The organism is Arthrobacter sp. 2MCAF15 (assembly GCF_052115605.1).
GTDB lineage: Bacteria > Actinomycetota > Actinomycetes > Actinomycetales > Micrococcaceae > Arthrobacter.
This window is the reverse complement of the sequence record NZ_JBFRGZ010000031.1, coordinates 1-22485: the sequence shown is the minus strand read 5'-3', so window position 1 is coordinate 22485 and position 22485 is coordinate 1. Positions and strand designations below refer to the sequence as shown.

The 22485-nt window shown below is 59.7% G+C and carries 22 protein-coding genes; 14 read left to right on the top strand and 8 right to left on the bottom strand.

Annotation, left to right across the window (positions count from 1 at the left end; genetic code table 11):
• The first annotated feature begins 78 nt into the window (after nt 1–78).
• From AB4089_RS21975 to AB4089_RS21945, 7 genes are all read left to right on the top strand, one after another.
• Nucleotides 79–291 (top strand): acetyl-CoA carboxylase biotin carboxyl carrier protein subunit, encoded by a 213-nt coding sequence (locus AB4089_RS21975; protein WP_441411396.1) that lies wholly within the window; start codon nt 79–81, stop codon nt 289–291.
• Nucleotides 288–1661, top strand: a complete 1374-nt coding sequence (locus AB4089_RS21970) for an acetyl-CoA carboxylase biotin carboxylase subunit (protein WP_441411395.1) — start codon at nt 288–290, stop codon at nt 1659–1661. The genes AB4089_RS21975 and AB4089_RS21970 overlap by 4 nt, the downstream gene beginning before the upstream one ends.
• 169 nt (nt 1662–1830) lie before the next feature.
• Nucleotides 1831–2421: a hypothetical protein gene (locus tag AB4089_RS21965; RefSeq protein WP_441411394.1), complete on the top strand. Its 591-nt coding sequence runs from the start codon at nt 1831–1833 to the stop codon at nt 2419–2421.
• An 85-nt stretch (nt 2422–2506) separates the two neighbouring features.
• Nucleotides 2507–3646 (top strand): NAD(P)/FAD-dependent oxidoreductase, encoded by a 1140-nt coding sequence (locus tag AB4089_RS21960; RefSeq protein WP_441411393.1) that lies wholly within the window; start codon nt 2507–2509, stop codon nt 3644–3646.
• 19 nt (nt 3647–3665) lie between these two features.
• Nucleotides 3666–4946, top strand: a complete 1281-nt coding sequence (locus AB4089_RS21955) for an MFS transporter (protein ID WP_441411392.1) — start codon at nt 3666–3668, stop codon at nt 4944–4946.
• Nucleotides 4947–5067: 121 nt separating this feature from the next.
• Nucleotides 5068–5772, top strand: coding sequence for a hypothetical protein (locus tag AB4089_RS21950; protein ID WP_441411391.1), 705 nt, complete (start codon nt 5068–5070; stop codon nt 5770–5772).
• Entirely contained in the window at nt 5699–6361 is a 663-nt protein-coding gene (locus AB4089_RS21945) for an NAD(P)H-dependent oxidoreductase (protein ID WP_441411390.1), read from the top strand. The genes AB4089_RS21950 and AB4089_RS21945 overlap by 74 nt, the downstream gene beginning before the upstream one ends.
• Nucleotides 6362–6925: 564 nt before the next feature.
• Here the strand turns inward: AB4089_RS21945 and AB4089_RS21940 are convergent.
• Together AB4089_RS21940 and AB4089_RS21935 are read right to left on the bottom strand one after the other, a co-directional pair.
• Complete coding sequence (locus AB4089_RS21940; protein ID WP_441411389.1) at nt 6926–7219, bottom strand: type II toxin-antitoxin system RelE family toxin; 294 nt, start codon at nt 7217–7219, stop codon at nt 6926–6928.
• Complete coding sequence (locus tag AB4089_RS21935) at nt 7216–7491, bottom strand: type II toxin-antitoxin system Phd/YefM family antitoxin (RefSeq protein WP_441411388.1); 276 nt, start codon at nt 7489–7491, stop codon at nt 7216–7218. Before AB4089_RS21935 ends, AB4089_RS21940 begins: the two co-directional genes overlap by 4 nt.
• Before the next feature lie 117 nt (nt 7492–7608).
• Between AB4089_RS21935 and AB4089_RS21930 the strand changes: the two genes are divergently transcribed.
• Nucleotides 7609–7752, top strand: coding sequence for a hypothetical protein (locus AB4089_RS21930; RefSeq protein ID WP_441411387.1), 144 nt, complete (start codon nt 7609–7611; stop codon nt 7750–7752).
• A 124-nt stretch (nt 7753–7876) separates the two neighbouring features.
• Here AB4089_RS21930 and AB4089_RS21925 read toward each other — a convergent pair whose 3' ends face one another.
• The 6 genes from AB4089_RS21925 to AB4089_RS21900 all read right to left on the bottom strand — a co-directional run bounded on the left by AB4089_RS21925 (nt 7877) and on the right by AB4089_RS21900 (nt 13602).
• Nucleotides 7877–8281 carry a hypothetical protein gene (locus AB4089_RS21925; protein ID WP_441411386.1) on the bottom strand — a complete coding sequence of 135 codons (405 nt, stop codon included), beginning with the start codon at nt 8279–8281 and terminating at the stop codon, nt 7877–7879.
• A 1072-nt stretch (nt 8282–9353) separates the two neighbouring features.
• Nucleotides 9354–9515 carry a hypothetical protein gene (locus AB4089_RS21920; RefSeq protein WP_441411385.1) on the bottom strand — a complete coding sequence of 54 codons (162 nt, stop codon included), beginning with the start codon at nt 9513–9515 and terminating at the stop codon, nt 9354–9356.
• A 241-nt stretch (nt 9516–9756) separates the two neighbouring features.
• On the bottom strand, nt 9757–10878 hold the full coding sequence (locus AB4089_RS21915) for an ABC transporter ATP-binding protein (RefSeq protein ID WP_441411384.1): 1122 nt from the start codon (nt 10876–10878) through the stop codon (nt 9757–9759).
• A complete protein-coding gene (locus tag AB4089_RS21910) occupies nt 10871–11656 on the bottom strand; it encodes an ABC transporter permease (RefSeq protein ID WP_441411383.1) in 786 nt (261 codons plus the stop codon). The genes AB4089_RS21915 and AB4089_RS21910 overlap by 8 nt, the downstream gene beginning before the upstream one ends.
• Before the next feature lies 1 nt (nt 11657).
• Nucleotides 11658–12545, bottom strand: coding sequence for an ABC transporter permease (locus AB4089_RS21905; protein WP_441411382.1), 888 nt, complete (start codon nt 12543–12545; stop codon nt 11658–11660).
• A gap of 4 nt (nt 12546–12549) precedes the next feature.
• Complete coding sequence (locus AB4089_RS21900) at nt 12550–13602, bottom strand: polyamine ABC transporter substrate-binding protein (protein WP_441411381.1); 1053 nt, start codon at nt 13600–13602, stop codon at nt 12550–12552.
• A 1020-nt stretch (nt 13603–14622) separates the two neighbouring features.
• Here AB4089_RS21900 and AB4089_RS21895 point away from each other — a divergent pair.
• Genes AB4089_RS21895 through AB4089_RS21870 form a run of 6 tightly spaced genes read left to right on the top strand, consistent with a single transcriptional unit; the run spans nt 14623 to nt 22404 of the window.
• The gene (locus AB4089_RS21895) at nt 14623–17238 is read left to right on the top strand and encodes an aminotransferase class III-fold pyridoxal phosphate-dependent enzyme (RefSeq protein WP_441411380.1); all 2616 of its coding nucleotides are present in this window, start codon (nt 14623–14625) and stop codon (nt 17236–17238) included.
• A gap of 34 nt (nt 17239–17272) precedes the next feature.
• Complete coding sequence (locus AB4089_RS21890) at nt 17273–17662, top strand: Rid family hydrolase (protein WP_441411379.1); 390 nt, start codon at nt 17273–17275, stop codon at nt 17660–17662.
• Nucleotides 17663–17674: 12 nt separating this feature from the next.
• Nucleotides 17675–18835, top strand: a complete 1161-nt coding sequence (locus AB4089_RS21885) for an NAD(P)/FAD-dependent oxidoreductase (protein ID WP_441411378.1) — start codon at nt 17675–17677, stop codon at nt 18833–18835.
• 51 nt (nt 18836–18886) lie between these two features.
• Nucleotides 18887–19732: an alpha/beta fold hydrolase gene (locus AB4089_RS21880; protein WP_441411377.1), complete on the top strand. Its 846-nt coding sequence runs from the start codon at nt 18887–18889 to the stop codon at nt 19730–19732.
• A 32-nt stretch (nt 19733–19764) separates the two neighbouring features.
• Entirely contained in the window at nt 19765–21282 is a 1518-nt protein-coding gene (locus AB4089_RS21875) for a flavin-containing monooxygenase (protein WP_441411376.1), read from the top strand.
• 15 nt (nt 21283–21297) lie between these two features.
• Entirely contained in the window at nt 21298–22404 is a 1107-nt protein-coding gene (locus tag AB4089_RS21870; RefSeq protein WP_441411375.1) for an alcohol dehydrogenase catalytic domain-containing protein, read from the top strand.
• The last annotated feature ends 81 nt before the right edge of the window (nt 22405–22485 follow it).

Genomic DNA, 22485 nt, shown 5'->3' with positions numbered 1-22485 from the left:
GCTCAAACGAGTTTCAACCTAGCCCACATACAAAATGGCGAGGATACTTTCGCCGCCAACATAATGAGGAGAGACACAATGACCAGTATCACCGCTGATTCGCAAGCCATTGTCTGGAAAGTTCTGGTCCAGAAAGGAGACTCTATAGCTGTCGGCGAAACCGTAATGATTCTCGAAGCGATGAAGATGGAATTTCCCATCGAATCTTCGGTCGAGGGGGTTGTCACAGACCTCTTCGTGGGTGTGGGTGACGCCGTCAACGAGGGTGATGCGCTGGTGTCCGTCGAATGACTACGCAATACTTCCAACGCGTCCTCGTTGCCAACCGTGGCGAAATCGCCGTCCGTATCATCCGAACGCTGCGCCGCTTGGGTATCGAATCGGTTGCCGTGTACTCAGAGCCAGAGGCCGGCGCCTTGCACGTCAAACTTGCAGATCACGCAGTCTGCATCGGAAGTGGACCGGTATCCGAGAGCTACCTTCTCGGCGCGAGGATCATCGCTGCGGCTGCTGAGACTAACGCCGAAGCCATCCACCCTGGCTATGGCCTCCTATCCGAGAATGCTGGCTTCGCCCGGGCATGTAAAAGCGCCGGTTTGGTTTTCATCGGCCCCGCACCCGAGGCTATGGAGGCCATGGGCGCCAAGATTGCTTCCAGACAGCTGATGGAGCGTGCAGGAGTGCCCGTCGTTCCAGGAGGTCTTGAGGCTGTGACCGAGTTTGATTCTGCTTCCAAGCTGGCCGTGGAAATCGGCTATCCCGTCGCAGTCAAGGCGTCGGGCGCAGGCGGGGGCAAAGGGTTTCGCGTGGCAACCGCGGAATCAGAACTTGCTGCGGCTCTGGAGGGCGCCCGAGGGGAGGGGGAGCGCTTCTTCGGGGATGGAACAGTTTACCTCGAGCGCTACCTGGAGGACCCTCGTCACATCGAGATTCAGATTCTGGCCGATGGCCACGGAAACGTAGTGCACCTCTTTGAACGAGACTGCTCAATTCAACGTCGCCATCAGAAACTGATCGAGGAAGCACCAGCACCTCACGTCTCCAGCAAAATGCGGCAAGAGATCGGGCAGATTGCTATTGCTGCCGCCCGGGCAGTCGGATACACCTCCGCCGGCACTGTAGAGGGGCTGCTGGCTGATGGGACTTTTTACTTCCTCGAAATGAACACCCGGATCCAGGTGGAGCATGGCGTAACCGAAATGGTGACAGGAATCGACATTGTCGAAGAGCAGATCCGCGTGGCCGCAGGTCTGAAACTCTCTATCAATCAAGATGACTTAACGCTCACCGGCCACGCGATTGAGTGCCGACTTAATGCAGAGGACCCAGGCAAGAACTTTAGGCCCAGCCCTGGGCTCATCACACGGTATGTTGAGCCGAAAGGTAATCACATACGGGTGGATTCTGGGGTCGATGAGGGATCGCAGATTCTGCCTTTCTATGACCCCCTCTTTGCCAAACTGATTGTCTGGGGCGAGGACAGAGCCGAAGCCACTGAACGCATGCTTCAAGCACTTGACAGCTTCGAAGTCGAAGGAGTCAAGACGCTACTTCCCTTCCACCGCGCCATTATGACCTCAGAAGAGTGGGGCGACGCTCATACGTGCCGTGACCTTGTCAGCAACGCAAGTTGGCTGAAAGGGCTCGTGGACCGTGCATAGCTTGGTGGAATTCGATCACACCTCGATAGCGACCAAGGATGCAGCGCACTGGCTCTCGTGGATTACTCGGGAGCTGGGTGCAGTACCCATCATGGGTGAAGCCCTCCCGGACTTCCGGTACGTTTTGTGCAGGGTGGGCCCCACGGACTCCGCGTCCGGTCTCGAGCTCATGGATACAAAAAGTATTGACGAGCCGGGCTTTCTAGGTCGGTTTATCGAATTGCGGGGAGAAAGTCCTCACCATTTGACTTTCATCGTTCCTGACGTTGAGAAAACGATCGACAAGGTTCGCGGCCTTGGATTAAGTGTCGTAAAGATCGACCTAAGCAACAGTGGTTGGCGCGAGGCATTCATCATGCCGGACCGGGTGCATGGCGTCGTAATACAGATTGCTGATACCGACCGACCAGCACCGGACTTATCTGCGCTGATTTCTTCGGACCGCACGCCGGTCGAATTTCCATTCCATCATTTGGGCACCCAACGTGGTTGGTGGGAACCGTATGTGCATCCTCCACGACGTCGAGCCCGTTTAGTATCGACGGTTCTGCGAACCACGGACCTTGACCTATCCAAACGGTTGTTCGGCACAGTCTTGAGTGCTCAGACACAGGACGAGTCTGCTACCGCAGCCGCATTCCTGTGGCGTAGAGGACAGCTCAAGGTCGAGGTCGACGTGAATCCAGGCATTTCCCATCTCGTGATTGAAAACGGGCCGAACGATCAATTCAAGATCGCCGCTGCACAATTCCTGCGATGAAACCTAGCGGCCCTATGCCGCAATGCGGAGCTCACTCGTCAAATTCAGATAATTATTCTGAAGGTCCAGATTTTAGGGAGTCACTATGAACAAAGTTGTTGTTGTCATTGGTGCAGGGTCACTTGGCCTTGGGACCGGTTGTGCTTTGGTTCGACAGCCAGGGGTCGAAGTTGTCGTGCTGGACAAGAAACATCCGGCAGCTGGATCGTCCGGAGTTTCAGTAGGCGTTTTTACCCGTCTCTATAACGATGAGTTCGAAATTGGCCTCCGGGTCCGGACAGTACAGTTACTGGAAGATCTGGAAGCCGAGCAGGGGCTGAAGCTGCGCCGAATCGGGATGCTGCGCCTCGCTCGGGATGCCCAAGGCCTTGCTGTTCTCGAAGAGTCTTGCCGAGTTCAAGAGCAGTTGGGTGTCAAGGGAACGAGGATGGTCGCTCCCGAGCACCTCGAGGAGATCCTTCCGATCGACGCGACAGGGATTGTAGGTGCTATCTACAACGGTCAGGACGGATACCTTGATGGAACAGAACTTTGCACCGCGATGACCGGGCAAATTCGGGCCGCCGGAGGCCAGGTACGCGCCAACGCGGAGGTAGTCCGTGTTGAGCGAGGGGGAGTCCGTGAATTCGAGGTGCTCCTCGCCGATGGATCTCGCATCGAGGCGGACGCCGTGGTCAACGCAGCCGGCTCTTGGGCGGGTGAGGTCGGTGAACTGCTGAACGCACCGATCAGTATGATCAACGAACGACACGAGGCCTATGTCTTCCAGCTTCCAAGGGACTATCAAGGACCCGTTTTGCCGATGACCATGGACTATGTTGTGGGCGCCGAGGAGCCAGGTGTGTACTTCCGGCACGAAGGCAAGGACCAACTGATCGCAGGCATGCACTCGAACTCCATCCTTGGGGAACTGGCCGCAGACCCGGATTCTGTTCGCCAGTCAGTATCGGAAGACCATGTTGAGTTGATAATGCACAGACTGGCTGAACTGCTCCCCGGAATCGATCTAGGCTACCGCGGCGGCTGGGCCGGGATTTACCCTCATGCACGATCACAGAACTTTATGATTGGCGAGTACCCCGCCGCGCCGAATGTTTACGTGGCTGCTGGCGGTGGCGGCGTGGGCGTAAACATGGGCCCTGTTCTCGGTGAGGTGCTTGCCGAACAGATTGTCCACGGGAAATCTTTGCGCTTTGTCACTCCCCAGTCATGGTTGCCGGCCTAAGGGCCAGCCCAGTGTCCGGATGCCGCTGTGCGCTAACAGCCCATCATCCAACAGAGATTTACTGCACACATCGGGTATGTCAATGATTTTCAAGCGAGGTGAGCGGACCTCGCGTGGATCATCAGTCCGCATCTTGATCATAGTATTTGTAGACGCACTGTATTTCAGCATCCTTACTCCTTTGTTGCCGAGTATGCAGACGGAGTTCGGGCTTGACAGCGCAGCGACTGGACAATTGACAGCTGCATACTTATTCGGAATATTGATCGGGATTTTTCCGGCAGGGCTCATCGTCCCCCGAGTCGGTTCTAGGTGGGCTGCGGTCGGGGGAGTGGTGGTAATGGGGGCTGCGGGTATCTCTGTCGGCCTCTCCGAGACATTTGCTAATATCGTCGCGTCCCGTGTCCTTCAGGGGCTCGGATCCGCGGTAGCTTGGGCGGGTGCGATGGCGTGGATGACCGCATCGGTTCCCATTGCTCGCCTGGGACAGGGTTTCGGCAACATGCTCGCGGCCAGCTTCGTGGGAGCGTTCATCGGTCCGCTGCTCGGGGGAGTGGCCCTAATCACGGGCAGACCAGTAGCGTTTGGATTGCTTGCTGGTCTTTGCCTCGTCTTGAATGCTGGACTGCTCTTGCTTGCCGCCCCTCCCGGGCCGGCTCCCAGATCGCCAAGCGGTACCGCGCGAGTCCGAACTACCCGATTCAACAAATCTCTAGCTGCTGCAATATTCGCTGTATCCGCCTTCGCTGGTGGGCGGTTTGTCCTTCCGCCGCTGATGTTGGCACGAGATGGAACAAGCGGTGAGTCCATTGCTTTGCTCTATTCCGGCTCGGGCCTGATTATGGCGGTAGTTGCGTTTCTTGCTGGGCGGGCGGTCACCGGTTCAAAACGGCACGTTGTAGTGTTCTCGGGATTGACAATGGCTTTCCTCGCGGCGACAGCCTTCGTGATCATCCAAGGGCCGTCTTTGGTAATGGCGTTGGTCATCCTTGCTGGATGTGCCATTCAATGGTCCATGACCGGAGGTTTCGCTGCGATGACACAGGAGAACCAAGCAGCGGGACTGGAGCCCAGTATGTCGTGGGCCTACCTGAACGTGGTGTGGACCGGAGGCTTTCTTGCCGGAAGCCTAGGTACTGGATGGATGGCGGCCGTCTCCTCAGACAAAGGCGCGTGGGCGTTACTTGCCGGCTGTATTGCCGTCTCGTCCCTCTTATCATTCAGGGTCCAAAGATCGGAGCGCTTGCGGTCCTCCGCGCCAAAAGGTAAGAGATCTGTAGGTTCCCAAGGAGGAACGTGATTCGTGGTGCTGATATGGGCGCCCTTGCTACGAGGGTTCGGAGCGCTCGACCCGCCGATGTGTGCCGGCGGACCATCATTTGTCGGGTGAGTAGCCAAGCGAGCCAACAGGACGTGAACCGTTGCCATTCCTGAACAGAATCCAGAGGTGGGCGGACCTCCGCCCGGCCGATACAGCCATCGCCGTCGGCGGCCGTGGCTTCAGCTGGTCCGAGCTTCGGGGAGCAGCCGAGGAACTCGTCCCCTCGACTCCTGACATGTACATCCTGTCCGAACCCAACACCGCCGATTTTGCAGCGCTTTACTGCGCCGGAATCGCCGGCGGAGGACAGATCGCTGTACTCGATCCCGCATGGACGCCCCAGGCCACGGAAGAGATCATGCGGAGGCTCCCCTCCCCGTCCCCCGGGGGCGGCACTGCGCTGGAAGACGGCGACCCCGACTCGAACTTCCTCATCGGCTTTACCGCCGGTACCACGTCCACACCCAAGGCCTTCACGCGCTCCCGCCGATCTTGGCAGGCCTCCTTTGAAGCGTCCATCGAGTTTTTCGGACTCCGCCGGGACGACAAGACGTTCGCCCCCGGGCCGCTCTCCGCGAGCCTAAACCTTTATGCACTCTCCGAGTGCCTCTATGCCGGCACCGAATTCCATACCCTGCGGGATTTCGATGTCGGGGATGCGCACGCACTAATCATCCATGACGGGAACACTTCGTTTTCCCCCACCAGCCTCAGCGAGGAGCCTCACGATCATGCCGCCACGCCCCCGAGTACACTTTTTGACAGCCCACCCCGACCCTGCGTCCTTGACGGTATCCGTGCTTAACCGAATTTCAGAAGGACTTGAATCGTCAGGGATCACAGTCACGGCAGAGAACCTCGCAACATCTAACTTCTGCACAACCTTCTCCGAACCTGACCTTGCCCAGTACCGCGCTTTTCTCGACGGGGGGCCGCGCTGGCTCCCTACGGACGTCTTGGCTCAGCAGCAAATCCTGGAGGCCAGCGATGTGCTGGTCGTCGTATTTCCGGTGCATTGGTGGAGCCTCCCAGCGCAGCTTAAGGGTTGGATGGACCGCGTACTCACCGGCGGTTGGGCATGGGGCATCCGACGGAGTGGCCGGACAACTTCGGAGATGACACGCCTCACCGTGTATCTAGTTCCCCTCGCTGGCACCGAGTCCGAATACTTCGACGAGCACGGGTACCGGACGGCAATGGAAACACAGATCGAACAAGGTATCTTCGGATATACGCACACAAGGAGGACCACTTGGACATGGATGTGGAACGCCGCGCGCCATCCCCAGAAGACCTTGCAAGAGGCCGATAAGCTCGCTCAATCCATCGCAAGAGACCTCTCCAGAGGAGACCACCCATCCATTCCAGCCGATAGCCTAAACCACGCCCGATGACGTGCCTGCCCGTGGCGGTCCGGATGGGAGTGTCTGAATAACGGTGGATCCGGGGTATTCGCTCACAAAGTCAACACGATTCACTGCAAATGCGGACTCGGCTCGGCGCTAGCTTGACGTAATAGTCGCTAAAGTGCCCGAGCTTCGCCTGAAAGCCCTCGTCCTACTGCCACCTTCCCAGCCAACCCTAAGGTTCAGCTAGGCATAATGGACCGAAGCTTCGTTCAACCGCCATTTGACCGGAGCGTCGCCAATTGGGGCACGCGGCCTGGAGCCCGCGGGACGGCGTTGCACGGCCTGGCTACATGCCCCGGAGGGAGGCTAGCGGAGTTTCCTATCGACTCGCGTTGTCCTTCGATACCCCGCGTTGCTGCTGGTCCATCGTCCTTGTCGCAGCATTCCGGTGTCATTCCCACTGAACGGAAGAACCATGAGCAGTTACCACCCGGAGAATCTGGGATCAACCGATGTCGGCTGATTCCAAAGCGCCGATAATGGACCTTTCGTCAGCTTGAGCTGGGGGGAGAGCCTCCCAAGCGACACGTCTTTCCTTGAAGAGTTCGGCTAGCGCGGCTTGTATACGTCGGATCGGTGTTCGATGCGGTGGACATACAGGACGTGGTCTTCAACGTCGAGGGTGAACAGCACGCGATAGTCGCCGCGCCGTGCCGTGCGCAGGCCGAGCAGTTCGTTCGTGAGGGGTTTGCTCAGCCGACGGGGATTGTCAGCCAGCGGGCCGGTGACGAATTCAACGATCGCTGCTGCCGCCTTCTCGGGAAGCCGGCGGAAACACTTCAGGGCCGGGCTCGTGACCTCGACCTTCCACGCAGCCGTGTCATCAGATTCCGTGCCGGTCACCGCGGCGGAAGTCCGAATTCGCGGCGCAGGTCAGCGCCGCTGGTTGTGTTGCCTTCGGCGATGTCACGGCGAGCCTGGTCCAGGTCTTTGCGGATGCCCGGCTGGGACAGCCAGTGGATCGTTTCCTGCAGGGACTCAAGGTCGTCGACGGACATCAGCACCGCTGAGGGATGCCCGTGCCGCGTGATCTGAATGATCTCGTGGGTAGTGTCTGCTTCCTCCACGAGGGCTGAGAGTTTGTCCTTGGCCTCGCTGAGCGGTACTGTCCTCATGCTTGAAATTATAGCCTGAGATCAGGCCATCGACTAGCCGAACTTTTAGCCGATAATTGTGATTTCGTAAGGTGGGGACTCGGGGGCGATGGCAGCTGAACACTGCCGGCGCAACATTTGGCTCTCCACTCGGGGCTACGGTCCCTGCCGGACCAGTTCGGCCACTACAGCTCCAAGGGCCTGATCGTCATGGCGATCCTGCAGTCCTGGTCCCAGGGTGTGGAACTGCCGCGCTCCTGCCCCGGCGTCAGACGGCCCTAACCCGGCGCCAGAGGTTCGCCTGATGGATTTTTACCCAGGGAGGATCTACTCGCACGTGTGGCGGTGGGGACCGGCTGGCGGGACGCTTTGGAGGATGACTAGTCGCCGGGGCTAATGTCAGTGATCAGAGCTCTGTCATTCTCAAGGTGACCCGATTCTCGGGAAACGCTGCGCAGGCTCCGGACTCGTCTGGGCGCCAGACTGTGTGCACCGCGATGTCGAGCAACTTCCGCTCACCGACGTCCGTGATGACCCAGACGAATCCGTGATCGGGAAACGTCATGTCAACCCGCCCGCCCCACAAGGCTCCGGTTTCGTGATCTCTCACGACGATGCGGTGGCCGCGGGCCAGGGAGAGGAAGATTTCGGTTTCGCATTCTGTCAGCGACGCTTTCGACCCGTTTCTCCTCGGTGCTGCGTCGAGAGCCGCCGTGCGCAGCGAGCAGCTAGTCTGGCGGGCAGCGGGGCAGATCATGTTGAACACGCTGTCGTCCGGTGCACCGGAGACGCCTCTCTGACGCTGGCTCATCGCAGCTCACCCCCCCACCTTTCGAGTGTGACGCCCGGAGGAACGTCGCTGTTCAGACGCGCTTCATAGCGGCCCGGGGCCAGCCGCGTCACCGAGATGCCGACTTTGTCAGTCATCGCCGCCGGCCTCAGAAGATCCACCGCTTCATCCAGGGCGGCGTCCAGTTCCTTTCGGGTGTTTACGGCTACGACGAGACATTCGGGTGCTGGGTGCATGGTGATGAGTCCTTACTCTCAGGGCGGTAATCAGTACTGTGGACACGCCAGGTGCCCTGGCGTGGAGGGGAGGAGCGGTAGCCGCCGGCATGGTCAACAGGAACCCAAATCGCGGCGGCCGGTTGGCCCGGCGGAACTCAGGGAACCAGGCTTCCGGCGGAAGAGGGGGCCGGACCCTGGAACGCTGCAGAACGGCGGCGGTTCACTTCCGACAATCCAATGAGGGTGGCTTCAACGTCTTCCAGGGATTGCTGTATCCATGCGAGGGCGGCCATGTCCTCGGAGCTTTGAGCCGGGTCACCCGATGACGCCTCCAGGGCGCAGCCTGGCGGCTGATTTTGACGGAAAGTTGGAGCATCCCTGCCTGGATCATGGCCTGGGACTTATCGGGCGATAGGTACGCGAAAGCTTCTTTTCCAGTGCCACGGTGGGTGGCGGGGAGGGGCGGGCGGGAGGAGTTGGTGCTCATCGATCTGTCCTTTAGGTTAGGTCTTGGTCCTTCTGGAAGTGCTCCCCGTACGCCGAAAGGGGAGTTCCGGGTGGATTCCTCCCTCTGCAAGCGTGCCGCGCCGCAGGCACCACCGTCCGCCAACCGATGGCCCTGCGGCGCGGACAATCTGCGGCTCCTCAAGCCCGGGCGCACCTCCCGGTCAGCACAGCCAAACACGCAACGGCGGCTTCCACGGCCACGTTCTCCATGTCCCCCGTGGCCCGGTCTTTGGTTTCAACATCACAGTCCGCCCGTCCGCCCCTACCGGGCCAACAGACCAACCATGCTTAGCTGCGAAAGGGCCAATTTTGTTCAATCCAGGACAGGCCCCAGCGTTCCATCGTCGTTCCCGTTGGAACGTCGCTCTTTAGACAAACTTCATAAGGGCCAGCCGCGTTACCAAAATGCCGACCCGTTCGGTGATGGCTGCGGGCATCAAGAAAGTCACGGTCCTATCCAAGGCGTCATCGAGTTCCCTTCGAGTGTGAACGGCCAGGATGAGACGATCGGGCGCTTCCTGCATAGTCATGATTCCTATATCTAGTGGTTTCGTCCGCGTCCTGGACGCGGTCGGCCGGCCCTGGGCCCTGAAGAAGGGAAGTGGAGGTCCCATCTCTCATCAGCTTCCAAGATCAGCTGGTGGTCCCGTACCCGGGCATATGATGACAGCGTTATGACCTCTCCGGCACGTTTCATCCCCGTCTCGGTTGAGGGCATGGACAGCGTGTTAGTCATGGGGGCCTTTAAGGATTGCGTGGACGAAACAGGGATCAGCCGGCAACGGGGGACATGGCGGAAGCCGCCGGTTCCCCGTCCAGAAGAGCACCGCGGTCCGCCGGCCATCCGACGCGGACCGCCATGCCGACAGCGATCCGGGGACCAGTTCCGGGGCGGTCCCGTAGGATGCCCTGTTGGCCGTTGGCGAAGTGAAGAGCCACCCGCCGGCTCGAACCGACGTAGGTGATGTCCGCGACGGTGGCCTCGGCGGCATTCCAGCCGGACGGGCTGGGGGATGAACGGTCGATGAACTGTAGCCACTCGGGGCGGACCATGATGGAGCATGTGGATTCCGGCTGGACAGGCCGGGACAAGGACAGTTCCACGTTCTCACCTTGGAGCGTGTATCCGTCCGACGAGATCCGCCCCGAAAAGATGTTGGATTCGCCCAGGAACCTGGCTACGAACAGCGTCTTTGGTGTTTCGTAGAGTTCCTCGGGGGTGCCGACCTGTTCGATACGGCCTTCGTTGAATACGACGATCCGGTCCGAGAGCACCAGGGCTTCTTCCTGGTCGTGGGTCACGAAGATGAAGGTGGTTCCCAGTTCCCGATGCAGTCGGGAAACCTCGTGCTGCAGTTCTTCGCGCAGGTTCTTGTCCAGCGCTCCGAACGGTTCGTCCATCAAGAGCACAGGTGGTTCGAATACCAGAGCCCGGGCGAGTGCGACTCGTTGCTGCTGGCCTCCTGAGAGGGATTTTGGTAGCCGATTTTCCATCCCCTGGAGGTGGACGCTCTGTAGAGCTTTTTCGACGCGTTCCTTGATTTCCTGTTTGGGGACTTTGCGTTGTTCAAGCGGGAATGCGACATTTTTGGCGACCGACATGTGGGGGAAGAGTGCGTAGTGCTGGAAAACCACGCCCAGATTTCGCCGGTGCGGGGGCAGGTCCGCAATTTCGGCCCCGTCGATCGTTATTGTCCCCCCGGTCGGTGTTGCAAAGCCTGCGATCAGATTTAGCGTTGTTGTCTTCCCGGATCCTGAGGGGCCTAGGAAGGTAATAAACTCGCCGCCGGCGATCTCGAGGGAAACGTTGTCGACAGCCGGTTGGCCGGTTCCTTGGTACTTCTTTGAGAGTTCTGAGATCCGGACGGGGGCGCCGTGCGTGCGGTCAGACATTGCTGGACTTCCTTATTAGCTGGGGCAGCGTAATGATCGCCGTAGTGAAGACGATGATGACGGTGGATGCTGCCGCGATGGTCGGATCGACCTCTGCCGTGACGCTCGTGTACATGAGGCTCGGGAGGGTCCGGAGATTCGGGCTTTGGATGAACAGGGCGATCGTTACTTCGTCGAACGACGTGACGAACGCGAAGACGGCGCCGGACAGGATTCCCGGCAGGATCAGAGGCAGTGTCACTCGGGCAAGGGTGACGGTCCGGTTCGCGCCGAGGCTGGCGGCGGCACGTTCGATGATTCGGTCAAAGGTGCGCAGGCTTGCAGACACCGTAACGATGACAAAGGGGAGGGCGAGCAAGGTATGGGCAATCACAAAGCCGCCAAACGTGCCTACCAGGTGCCACTGGGAGAATACGCCGAAGAGGGCGATGGCGACCACGATAGCGGGCAAAACCATGGGAGACAGCAATAGGGCATTGATAACAGCCGCGCCCCGCAAGGTGCCTCGTGTCAGTGCGAAGGCTGCTGCTGTTCCCAGAACGGTTGAGACGAACGTGACGAGAACGGCCACCTGTAGCGAATTGAAGAGTGCCTGTCTCCATATCGGTGAGGAGAAGAACTCCCGGTAGTAGTCCAACGACCAGCCCTTTGGCGGAAAGACGAAACTGTCCCTGTCGGTAAATGAGAGGGGGACCACGACAAAAACCGGGGCCAAAAGGACGGCTGCCACGCAGGCGACCCAAACCCACTGCCAGAGGGGAATGCGGGTTTTTTCCATGCTATTTACGCTCCTCATTTAGGCCCAGGGCCGCGGCCGGTCGGACAACTAGGGACATCAGCCAGAGAAGCACCAGAGTCACTACGATGAGGACCATCGAGAGGGCACCCCCGCCGCCGAAGTCGAGCAGCCGGTTGATCTGGGTACCGATGAGCTGGGAAATCATCGCTTGTTGGGGGGAACCAATCAACGCGGGAGTGACGTAGAAGCCGATGGACAAGATGAACACCAGTACCCCACCGGCCACCATGCCGGGAATCGACAGCGGCAGGTAAACCCGGCGGAACGCCGTCAGCGGGCGGGCCCCGAGGCTGACAGCAGCGCTGACCAGCCGGCTATCGATTCGGCTCATGGTGGCATAGAGGGGGAGGACCATGAACGGCAGCAGAACCTGGCACATGGCAATCGTGACTCCAGCTTCTGTCCCCAGCAGGACTACTCCCGGCATGCCGATCGCGCTGAGCATCTGCTCCACAGGGCCGTTTTTCTGGAGCAGGATGATCCAGGAAAACGTGCGCGCCATCAGGCTCGTCCAGTAGGGCAGAAGAACGATTGCCAGGAGGATTGCCTTGGCCCTGGGGCCCACTCTGGTCAGGACCAGGGCATACGGGTAGGCCAAGAGCATCGTCACGAGCGACACGGATACCCCCATGCGCAGCGTGCGCAGTAGTACAGGTACGGCGATGCCATCCTGAAACAAGGCTGTGTAGTTCTGGAGCCCGAAGGCCGGTTCGGAAAGGCTCCGCCAAAGCAGTTGTCCAACTGGTAGGAGCAGGAATACGGCGATGGCGGCAAGAGAGGGGACCAGCCACCAGATGTACGCGCTTCGACGGGGACGTCCTGGAGGACGCTGCCGTCTGTCCGAAGCCTTGGCGATTAGTGTGGTCATCGTCCTAGGAGCCCTGCGTCCATGAGGTCCAGCGCTTGGTGGCCTCGTCCTGGTTGTCGGCCCACCACTGTTGGTTCATGCTGACGCTCACGTTCGCAATCTCGGGTTTGGTAGTCAGATACGATTCCAGCAGCGGGTCGACCTGAGGCTTTGCGTCGGAATTAATCGGCGAATAGGGGATGTTTTCCGTCAGTCGCGCCTGCGCATCGGGTCCGGTCGCGTAGGCGATGAATTTCATGGCCTCGGCGGTGTTCTTGCTGCCCTTGGGAACCATGAAGGCGTTATAAACGGAGATGTTCTGATTCCAGACCGGAGCATACGGGGCTCCGTTCTTGACGGCAGAGTATGCCCGTCCCGACCAGGCCAGGATCATGTCGGCCTGTCCGCCTTCCATCATCTGCTGCTGCTGGGCACCGGTGTCGTAGAACTTCAGGTCACTGCGGATGCTGTTCATTTTTTTGGCAGCGCGGTCGTAATCCAAAGGATAGAGTTTGTTAGCTGGAACGCCGTCGGCGAGCAGGGCGGACTCGTAGCCGCCGCCCTGGGCGAAGTTGCCCAGCACTCTAGTGCCCGGGAAGTTCTTGGCGTCATAGAAATCAGCCCAGTTGGTGGGCGGATGAGCCCCGTATTTATCCTTGTTGTACATCAGTACAAATGAGTAGGTCATCGCCGGAACCGCGCACGGCGACACGAGGCCTTTAGGCATCTTCGATGTGTCGATGACGGAAAAGTCGAGCTTTTCAGCCAGGGTTCCGCAGTTTCCGATGGCCATATACGGGTCGACGGAGACCACATCCCAGGTCACGTTTCCGGACTCGACCATCGATTTAATCTTTGCCAAACCGTCCATCTGGTCTTCCACAACCTGCGTACCGGTGGCTTTGGTGAAGGGCAGAACCATCGCCTTCGACTGGGCGGCCTGGTACGCCCCGCCTTCGGACACAAAGGTCAGAGAAGATCTGCTCGCCTCGGATGTGGCACCGCCGCAGGCCGTTAAGGCCAACAGCGCGGCTACGAAGGCCGCGGGACCAGCGATGGATTTCGTGTTGTTTTTCAATTGATGGCTCCTATTTGGTCTATGTCATTTATATTCGGGGCAGGATCCTGCCCCCAGCCGGCTAGCGTTGCTGTAGCACTTGCTCTGATCGCGGCGTAGGGTCAGCAGGGATGAGAAATGGTCGAAGTTGCGCCCATAACGGACGGATGTACGTATCGCGATCCCTGAAGCGCGCCACTTCCACTGCTGTCGATTAGGAATCTGCCAGCACGTGGCTGGCCAGCGGTACGGCCGCGACGGGAACGCTATCAAGAGGTTGGTGATGAATTCCGCTCACCCACAGGGTTGCCGGGCCAGAGCCGGGGGAGATTGTGTCTTGCGTGCACTGCAACCTGTAACGGGTCATCTTGAAGTACGGTGCCGTTCGCGGCTGGCTAAGCTTTGAGTTCGAAGCCATAGAAATCTGGATTGGGTTCGCTAACGTAATCGATGGTCAAGGGGCTGCCGTTGGGAGCCGGGCCGGAGAGGTCCGTCCCCATGAGCCCGTGCGGGGATATGGGGAACGGATACAGGGTGAAGGAATGCGTCCGCCGCCGCGCTGTCCTCTGTCGTGGCGGACCTTCGTTCGGCGGTGGGCACTGTCCACGCTACAACTCTCTGATAAATACTCATCTAAGCTCCTTCCGGCCACGGTTGCCCTGCCTCCGGACCTTTTCTGTTGAGCGCCCGCATCGTCGCGGGCCCTTGATTGACCTTGTTTCAGTCAGCATTTACGCTTCGCCGGACCTCCTCTTAGCCTGAGCTTCCTGAAAGTACACTCCTAACGGAGTGCGCTTTCAGTAGATCATGACATGAGTCACAGTTCTGGTGCAAGGCGTTAGCGGCCTTTGGTTCGACAGCCGCCAACAGTTCGCGAATCCTCCGAGCGCACGCCAAACGGACTGGCGGTCGCTAAACCCCTCCGCGTTCCATCGAAGCGGTTCGTGCACACCCTCGCGCCCGCTCAGCCTAGGGCCGGCGCATCAGTCTGTATTGCGTCATCTGCGCAGGCGACAAAAAGAGAAGACGTAAGATCGGTTCGTGGACAAGCATTCAGGATCTGCCGCGGATAGTCATATTACGGTCGGCGACGTTCTTAGCGTCGGCTCCTGGCAATTGACGCTCATTGCGGGGGAGGGTGGTCTGGACCGCCGCGTGGAGTGGGCGCACGTTTTTGATATTCCTGATCCCTCCGGATGGTTGGACGGCGGTGAGTTGGCGCTAATGACGGGGCGTAACTGGCCGAAGTCGGCGGCAGCGCAGACCACCCTCATCCAGGACCTACACGATGCAGGCGCGAGTGCCTTGGGCCTCGGCTCGCTCACTCCACCCCTGACGAATCAGGCCGTCGCTCGCGCGATGGCCCTGAACTTCCCGCTTCTAAGAGTGCCCAGGGAAACTGGGTACCTTCCCATCGTAAAGTTCGTAGCCGCCGCAAACGGAGGGAGCCTTCAGAAGAACCTCGCGAACTCCCTACGCGTCTTTGAGTCCTTGTCTCCGACTTTCGAAGAAGTCGACACAGCCACCCGTTTCCAACACCTTGAGAGAATAACCGGATACCGGCTGACTATCGTTAGCCGGCTTGGGAATGCGCTATTCCACGGCCTTGAGTCCCTGCCTACGGCACTCATGATTGACGTGCGGAAGACCATGGCAAATACGGGCAAGTGGAAATCCCTCGCAATCCCGGACGGATTTGCATCTCCTTTGAAGGTGGGAGAGCGTCACGCTGGTTTCATTGTCGCGCAGGATCGGGAGGAAGTCAGTTCCCCGAGCTTCAGTGTGTTCCGGGCAGTGGAGACGGTCGCTAGGCTGGAGGTCGGCGCACTCTACCGTGAACGGGAATCAATACGGCGACTCCGTGCCGAACGGCTCAGCAGGAATCTCTTCCTGGGCGGTTCCTCGATCGCAGGCCAGAGCGAGGGGGATTCGGACGTCCCAACGTCGCTTGTCCTTGCTGTCATCAAGACCGACGCGTCTGCTCCAGTCCGAGCCGACAGCGAGATCTATCATGGCCTCGCGGACGACCACGTGTGGAACCTTCTCGTCGAGGATCATGATCGCATCCTCGTGGTGCTAGAAAGTGCGGATTTAGGCCGTTTGAGCGGTGTCACGCGGGATCTTCGGACACAAATCGGCGTCAGCAATGAATTCGGTTCTCTCGCTGATTCCCCACTCGCGCTGCGGCAGGCCTCCTGGGCGCTCGAATACGGTCAGCCGGTTGGTGAAGACGGGAAGCTGCGGTCATACTCCCGCGAGAATGAGAATTGGGCGCAGTGGCTCCCTTCCGACCCAATGGCGCTTGTACAACTCGTAGCAAGAACTTATGCAAACAACCAAGGCCCGAGGGTTAATTTAGCCTTACGGCCCATTCGAGTTCGTTGCCTCGTCGAAGATAGTTATCTCATGTCTTCAACCTCTTTGAGCCGAACAGAACGTGCGCATATCGATGATCGCGCCCTGGCAGTCCTTCCCGGAGGTACGACGCGAGGGCTGACCGCCATGTACCCTATCGCCCCCCGTGCTGTGCGGGGACAGGGCTACAACGTGTTTGGCGAGGATGGCCAGCAATGGATTGACCTTAACAACAACTTCACCTCCCTCATACATGGGCACGCACACCCCGCAACTGTGCAGGCAGCAGTCACGGCCGTGGAGGCGGGCGCATCCTTCGGGATGTCGACGCTCTCGGAGATCGAACTCGCAGAACTTCTCGTCCAGCGTCTGCCGTGGGCTGAGCAGGTCCGTTTTGCAAATTCAGGTACCGAGGCTGTCATGGCCGCGATCCGCGTCGCTCGCGTCGTTACCGGCCGTGAAAAAATTCTGTTTCCTTATCCCTCCTACCATGGTTCCTCGGATCCGGCGCTCCTGTCACTCGGCGGCGCTGCCGCAAACGGCGTGACATCGGGGACGCGCCAGGATGTTCTCCTCGCCGATGCCTTCGACGTGCAGGCGCTCGAGGCGATTTTCGCCGAGCACGGGCGCGAGATCGCAGGCTACGTGCTGGACCTGGTTCCAGCCCGCGCCGGCGGCCGTCCGCTGAGCAACGAGTACGTCCGACGTGCGCGAGAACTCACTCGGAAGCACGGCGCGCTGCTCATCACGGATGAGGTGGTAAGCCTGCGGCATGGCTATTCCGGCATGGCCTACTCGACGTATGGCATCTCGCCTGATCTCGCGGCGCTTGGCAAGGTCATCGGCGGCGGACACCCTGTGGGCGCGATTATTGGACCGCATGAGGTGATGCAGCACTTTGATCCGCGTAACGAGCGTTCGACCTTCCACGGGGGAACATTCTCGGGTAACCCGGTGACGATGCGTGCGGGAATCGCGTCGATGCGTGTGTATACCGAGAGCGAGGTTCAGCGGCTTATCGGTCTTGGCGATCGTCTCCGGGACCAGCTGAATAGTGTCATCCAAGGGCTCGGGTGGGAGGCCACAGGATACGGTTCGATTATTCGATTCAGTTTCGTGGGTAAGGATGAGCCGGCGAACTGGAGGCCCGAACTCTGGTGGGAAGCGGAAGCCCGTGGGCTGCTGCTTGTGCCTGGCAACCTATCGATTTCACTATCCACACCTATGAACGAGGTGCTGATTGATGAAGTGGCCACGCGGATCGTGGATAGCTTCACCCGCGTGGGCAAGTGCGCACTCTGAACCCACTAACACGGAATATTGAGGGAGCAAATAAGTGACGAAACTTAGCACACCGGTCGATTGGAATGCCGTTATTGGTTTCTGCCCGGTGAAGCGCGTAGGCCCGCTGGTGGTCCTGTCCGGGACAAGCGGCATCGATGAGTCGCACCCGGCTCAGCAGAGTGCGTACGACCAGACGAAAATGGCGTTGCGGCGCATTGCCGAGCGGCTTGCCTCGGTGGGCGGGACGGCAGAGGACATCGTGGGGGTTCGACTCTTTCTCCAAGACATCGACGACTGGCAGGCGGCGGGACGCGCGCACGGGGAGATCTTCGGTCACCTGGGTCTTGCCCTAACAATGGTGGAGGCCCGCCTGGTAGACCCGCGGATGCGGGTGGAGATCGAGGCCACAGCATGGGTCTCGAATGAATCACGAGAGAAATAGGTAGCAGCGACTATGTCAGAAAAAAAAGTTGTCATCATTGGTGCGGGCGTGCTCGGTCTAGGAACGGCACTCGCACTTGCGCAGCACGAGGGCTTCACTATTACTGTGGTGGAGCGGGACCACCCCGGTTCCGGTGCAACCAGCCGCGCTGTGGGCATGGCGTTGCGGGCATATAAGGAACCGACCCACATGCAGGTCGCACGTCGTTCCTATGAAATTCTCGAACGGCTAGAGCGCGAGACCGGACTGACGCTGCGCCGCATCGGCCACTTCATGCCTGGGCGCACGCAGACCGAGATTGACTCCTTCCACGAAATAGCGGAGGTCCACGCCCGAATTGGCTGGACTAAGACCAAGGTCCTCGACAGCGAGGGCATCACTCGAGTCTTTCCGGAATACACACTCCCAGAAGATGTGATCGGGGCGCTTTGGGATCCGGAAGCCATCTTCATCGACGGTGCGGAGCTATGCGCATCACTCACCGAGGCAGCCAAGGCGCGAGGTGTGACCATTGTTTCCCGCACGACAATTACAAGATTCGACGCAAGTGCCGGCGACTCGAGGTACGTGCTCGAGTCTGCGGATGGTACAACCTTTCCGGCTGACCTTGTCGTGAACGCGGCAGGTGCCTGGGGGGCACGTGTGGGCGAATTGCTGGGAGCTCCGGTCAACGTTGTCAATGAACGGCATGAAGCCTTCATCTTCCGGCATCAGGGGATTGACCGCGTTCTTCCGATGTTCCTCGACTTTATCCCCGGGTACTCCAACAATGAAGGGCTCTACTTCCGTGGGGAAGGAACTGATCGTCTGCTCGCAGGATTGCACTCGAGCCAGCTGCTCCACGCAGACGAGCTTGTGAACCCTGATTCAGTGTCGCAGCGACTCGCCGATGACCACCTCGAACAGGTCTTCGGTCTGCTCACGGAAGCTTTCCCTGAGGTGGAGATAGGGTTCGACGGCGGGTACGCGGGCATCTATCCGCACCATGCGCTCAACCGCTTCGTAATCGGGCAGCATCCGAAGAACGCTGACGTCTATGTAGGTGCTGGCCTCGGTGGACGCGGCCTAGGGCCCGGGGTCGCTCTCGGTGAGATTCTCGCGGAAACGATCGTCTACGGCAAAGCAAAGACCGTCCCCGGTGCGGAAATCTTCTCGCCCGATGAGCGGATCTGACGAGCTCTGAAGTGACGGATCCCAATCTTATCTACATAAGGAACTARTCCTATGGGTCTAATAACAAATGCCACGGTGARGGAAGTCAGCGTTTCTGGTGCAGAAGTAGCCTACCGTGATGGCGGATCCGGAACGGTGCCGATCGTGCTGGTGCATGGCACCGGCGGGACGGTAGACCAGCACTATGGCCGCACGGCTGCGATGCTCTCCGCCCGATATAGGGTCATCGGAATCGACCTCGCCATGTCAAACGGTACGACGCGGCTCGAGCTCTCGAACCTCGTTGACCAGGTCGCCGCAGTCATCGCGGACGCCGGGATCGCTGCCAACGAGGCCGTGGTAGTGGGATACTCACTCGGCGCCGTCGTCGCCGCAGCCTACGCTGCCCGGGGGCCAGCGCAGCTGGGGAAGCTGATTCTGGTGAGCGGCTGGTTGAAGACCGATGCACATCAGCGGCTTCGCAACTCTCTCGCGCGGCAGCTTCAGGCTATCGACCAGCAGGCCTACGCAAAGTTCGCGGTGCTCTCCGCTTTCAGCCCCCGTTACATCGCGCAGCGAACCCCGACGGAGCTCGAAGCGCTTGTGGAAGGTCGCACATCCGTCCACCCGGACTGGTCGCTGCAGATGGAGCTCAACTCCCGCATTGACCTGACCGAGGACGTCTCGAACATCGGCGTGCCCACGCTTGTCATTAGCGGCGATAAAGACGGCATGGTACCGCAGAGCCACAGCATGCTGTTGTTCGCGGCGATCGACGACGCCCGTTTTGCCTCGGTACCGACCGGCCACGCGGTCGCTGCAGAGCGCCCCGCTCAGCTCTTTAACTTGATCGATCTCTTCTCCTCCGACCGGCTGACCGCCGGCCCCGGAGAAGTGTACATCCCCGTAACCATCTAAACGCACAACTCACTGAAGAGGTGGAAGCAATAATGACACAAGCACAGGACGCCGGCATGGGCATGCCGTTCGGCGTGGAGCGCTATGACATCGTCGTCGTCGGCGCAGGTTTCGCTGGAATCAACATGGCGGTCATGCTCAAGCGCAACGGCTACGAGAACTTTGTCGTACTGGAACGTGCGGACGCAGTCGGCGGAACATGGCGCGACAACCACTACCCCGGTGCGGCGTGCGACGTACCGTCGCACCTCTACTCATTCTCGTTCGGACCGAACCCGAACTGGTCACGCGTTTTCTCGCCACAGAATGAGATTTGGGAGTACCAGAAGCAGGTGGTTCGCGACGAAGGCATTGAGGATAAGTTCCTTTTCGGCCAGGATCTCCTGTCGGCCACGTGGGACGATGAGGCGCACGAATGGGAGTCACGGACCACCAAGGGCGTATTCCGTTCGCGTTTCCTCGTGACGGCAACGGGGAATCTTTCCGACCCGAAATACCCCGATATCGAGGGCATCCGCGATTTCGGCGGAGTGCTCATGCATTCGGCCGCCTGGGACGATGACTTCGACCTGACGAATCTACGTGTCGGCGTCGTCGGCACCGGTGCTTCGGCGATCCAGATCGTCCCGCAAGTACAGAAGGGCGCGGGGCATCTTACAGTCTTCCAACGGAGCGCCCCCTACGTCACACCGCGGCATGACCGTAAATACACGGCGGCAGAGAAACGCCTTTTCGCTAGGGTGCCCGGGACCATCGAGGAGCTCCGCTCGGAGATGTTCTGGTACAACGAGGGGCGCTTCATTGAGCGGCAGGCAATTCCCGAGCTCCTGGAGGAGACCGCGAACGTGGCCCTTGACCACCTCGCGGCGCAGGTGAGCGACCCCCGACTACGCGCGCAGCTCACGCCGGACTACCAAATCGGGTGCAAGCGTATTCTGAAGGCGCAGGATTACTATCCCGCGCTGACACAGGACAACGTCGCGCTCGAGACGCGCCCCATAGAGCGCGTCGAGGGGTCCGAGGTGATGCTTGCGGATGGCACGCGGATCGAACTCGATGTGTTAGTTTTGGCGACCGGTTTCGAGGCGAGCGATCCGCCAGTAGCACACCACATCACCGGCCGCTCCGGAGTCGTGCTCTCCGACCAATGGCAGACCGGCATGCAGGCGTTCGCCACGACAGCCGTCCACAACTTCCCCAACCTGTTCATTCTGAAGGGCCCGCACTCCGGTCTTGGGCACAACTCCATCATTTACATTATCGAGGCGCAGGTTGACTACGTACTCGGGGCGCTCACTTACGCGCTCCAAGGTAACGTCGAGATGATAGAAGTCTCACAGGCTGCAGAGGATGAATACGCGAAAGACCTGGACAGTCGAGCTGCCGGCACCGTGTGGGTCGCGGGAGGCTGCGTTAACTGGTACGTCGATCCACGAAACGGTCGCCTCACCACGGTCTGGCCAGACTTCGCGCACTCGTTCCGTGATGAGAATGCCACGTTCGATCCGGCACCATATAGGATCCTCCACGCCGCGCTGGTTGCAGTTTAGAAGGAAAAAGGACACATGAAGATCACTGGAGCCGTGCTCGACACCGCGGGCCTTCCACAGCCATTCGCCGAGAGCCGTCCGGCGGAGATTCGCCAACTGGAACTCGCGGAGCCGGGCCCGGGGGAGGTCCTCGTCAAGATGGAGTCGGCCGGCCTTTGCCATTCTGACCTCTCCGTGGTCAACGGCGCGCGGCCCCGCAAAGTGCCGCTGGTGCTTGGTCATGAGGCCGCAGGCCGTGTTGCTATGCTGGGCGCCGGAGTCGACGATTTGGCTGTCGGACAGCTCGTAACCATGACCTTCCTTCCGCGCTGCGAAGAGTGCGCTGCATGTGCCACCGCAGGTCGCATGCCATGTTCGGTTGGAACGGCCTCTAACGGGGCGGGTACGTTGTTAGAGGGTGCCGTTCGTATCTCGGATCATGGCAGGACCGTTTTTCACCACAATGGCGTCTCCGGATTCGCAAGTCACGCCGTTGTGGACCGTCGCACTGTGGTCCCGGTGGACAATGACGTGCCACCAGACGTAGCAGCGCTCCTCGGCTGCGCGGTGCTCACCGGGGGAGGAGCGGTCCTCAACGTCGCGAAGCCCGGGCCCGGTGATTCCATTGCTGTGATCGGTCTCGGAGGAGTTGGGATGGCGGCGATTCTCGTAGCGGCCTCGCTCGAGCAGGTAAGAGTGATCGGAGTCGACGTTGAACCGCGGAAGCTGGGAATCGCGAAGGAGCTCGGGGCACACGAGGTGTACACGCCAGATCAAATGGCGGAGCTCGGGATCCGAGCCTCGCACACGGTTGAGGCGGCGGGAAACCCGTCTGCCTTGGAACTCGCCTTTTCCGCCACGCAGCCAGGCGGGCGAACAGTAACGGTCGGGCTACCTAATCCGAAGGCCGAGATCACACTCTCACCTCTCACGATTACCGCGGAAACGCGGAGCCTTATCGGCAGTTACCTGGGGTCGTCCGTTCCGTCGCGTGATATACCTCGTTATGTTGATCTCTGGCGTGCTGGCCGCTTGCCCGTCGAGAAGTTGATCTCCAGCCACATCCGGCTCCAAGACTTGAATACAGCCTTCGACGAGCTGGCGACAGGATCCGTGCTCAGGCAGATGATCAGCTTCGAGTGATTGTCACGGTCCTCCGAGACGCAACGTGAATCTATCAGCTTCGAGTGATTGTCACGGTCCTCCGAGACGCAACGTGAATCT